Origin of the sequence: Clostridium acetireducens DSM 10703 (genome assembly GCF_001758365.1) — a bacterium.
In the GTDB taxonomy this organism is placed as follows: Bacteria; Bacillota; Clostridia; order Clostridiales; family Clostridiaceae; genus Clostridium_C; species Clostridium_C acetireducens.
In genome coordinates this window covers 1-1,901 of sequence record NZ_LZFO01000073.1, presented here as the reverse complement: position 1 = coordinate 1,901, position 1,901 = coordinate 1, and the positions used below count along the sequence as shown (strand labels likewise).

Sequence of the window (1,901 nt, the reverse complement as noted above, 5' to 3'; positions counted from 1 at the left end):
CGTCCGCCGCTAATTCACTTCCCGAAGGAAGTTTCATCGCTCGACTTGCATGTGTTAGGCACGCCGCCAGCGTTCGTCCTGAGCCAGGATCAAACTCTTAATTTAAAAGTTTATCTTGCTCATTTATTTCTGTGCTGGTTTCATTTATCTGTTTAATTTTCAAAGACCAACTTGCTGTCCTTGACAGCTATTACATAATAACATATATAAATTTATATGTCAACATAAATTTATAAAATAGGCGTTAACGCCTATTTTATTTCTACATGATATTTTTCTTTAAGTTCATTAGTAAAGTCAACATACTTATCTGCTTGCTTTTTTTGCAATAAATTACTTTTAATAAAGTCTTTTACTTCTTCTAAATTCTTATATGAAGATTCTTCTTTATCTTCTACTTTAATTAAATGATATCCAAATTGAGTCTTAACAGGATCACTTACACGTCCTACAGAAAGTTCAAAAGCTGCTTTTTCAAATTCAGGTACCATTTGACCTTTAATAAAAGTTCCTAAATTTCCTCCTTCTGCTTTTGAAGGACACATAGAATATTGTTTAGCAGCTTCTTCAAAATCCATTCCTTCCTCTATTTCTTTAAAAACTTTTTCTGCTTCTTCAAGAGTTTTAGTAAGTATATGTTTAGCTGTTATATTTTCTTCATTTTTAAAAGATTCTTTATTAGCATTATAATATTCTATTACTTCATTTTCACTTACTTCTGCTTTTTCTAATATTTTATTTATTGCCATTTGTGTTAATATTTCCTTAGCAGCTCTTTCTAATTGTAGAGCATACATTTCATCTTTATCTAAACCTATTTCTTTACCATAATTATAAGATAACTCAAAAGATATTATTTGATCTAATAATTGTTTTTTACCTTCTTCTGTATTAAGAAAAGCCTGTCTTTCCTTTGGAAACCTTAAAATTGTTTGTTGAATATCGTTTTCAGTTATTTTTTCTCCATTAACTAATGCCACTACTTTACTTTCCATTATATTTCTCCTTTTATATTTATTTTTTAATTGCTTCCAAAATACTGAAAGAATTAAAATATTATGTATTAATAAAACAAATAATTTTTATACATATAATGATATCACATAAAAATTATTATTTAAAGCTTATTAATAAAAACTATCTATTCTTTAATTATATGCTATGTTTTAGTACAGTGTTGATATCATACAACTTAATAAAGACATTATATAATAATTGTTTTTTTCATATAAATTCACATCCTCTCAATTTTAAATGTATACTATATTATGGAATTTTATATGCTAATTATAATATTAATTACAATATATTGTATACAGTTAAACAAATAGCGCCTTTCTTTCTTTAAAATTAGATATTTTTGTATAAGCATGGGCTAAATTACATTGAACCATAAAGTTTTTTATTTTTACGACTTCCTTGTCATTTTCAAATACTTGTAACCATTTAAACCAATACATATAATTACTGATATATTTATTAATTTTTATAAAAAAATGTCCTTATCTATAATTCGATAAGGACATTTTGGTGGCTGGACCAGGAATCGAACCAGGGACACGAGGATTTTCAGTCCTCTGCTCTACCGACTGAGCTATCCAGCCATATTTTACCTGGCAGCGACCTACTCTCCCACAGGGTCTCCCCTGCAGTACCATCAGCGCTTTAAAGCTTAACCTTCGTGTTCGGCATGGGAACGGGTGTTACCTTTAAGCTATAACCACCAGATTTTTATTTTAAATAAGTACTACTCAGCTTTAACTAAGTAAATTACTTTTATTTGAAAGAAAATTATTCTTTCAAAATTGCACAGTATATTTAAGGTCAAGCCCTCGACCTATTAGTATCAGTCAGCTAAACATGTTACCACGCTTGCACCTCTGACCTATCAACCTGATGTT

General features: G+C 28.9%; 1 protein-coding gene, 1 tRNA gene, 3 rRNA genes and 1 pseudogene. All 6 read right to left on the bottom strand.

Annotated features, from left to right (window positions below):
* Window positions 1-105: ribosomal RNA gene (locus CLOACE_RS11570) — 16S ribosomal RNA — on the bottom strand; the annotation flags it as partial.
* 146 nt (window positions 106-251) lie between these two features.
* On the bottom strand, window positions 252-995 hold the full coding sequence (locus CLOACE_RS11565; RefSeq protein WP_070111392.1) for a peptidylprolyl isomerase: 744 nt from the start codon (window positions 993-995) through the stop codon (window positions 252-254).
* A 324-nt stretch (window positions 996-1,319) separates the two neighbouring features.
* Window positions 1,320-1,478: pseudogene (locus CLOACE_RS11560) on the bottom strand (IS1595 family transposase); the annotation flags it as partial.
* A gap of 50 nt (window positions 1,479-1,528) precedes the next feature.
* Window positions 1,529-1,604 (bottom strand) — tRNA-Phe (locus tag CLOACE_RS11555).
* Between the two features lie 7 nt (window positions 1,605-1,611).
* Window positions 1,612-1,728 (bottom strand): 5S ribosomal RNA (rrf, locus tag CLOACE_RS11550).
* A 92-nt stretch (window positions 1,729-1,820) separates the two neighbouring features.
* Window positions 1,821-1,901 (bottom strand): 23S ribosomal RNA (locus CLOACE_RS11545); the annotation flags it as partial.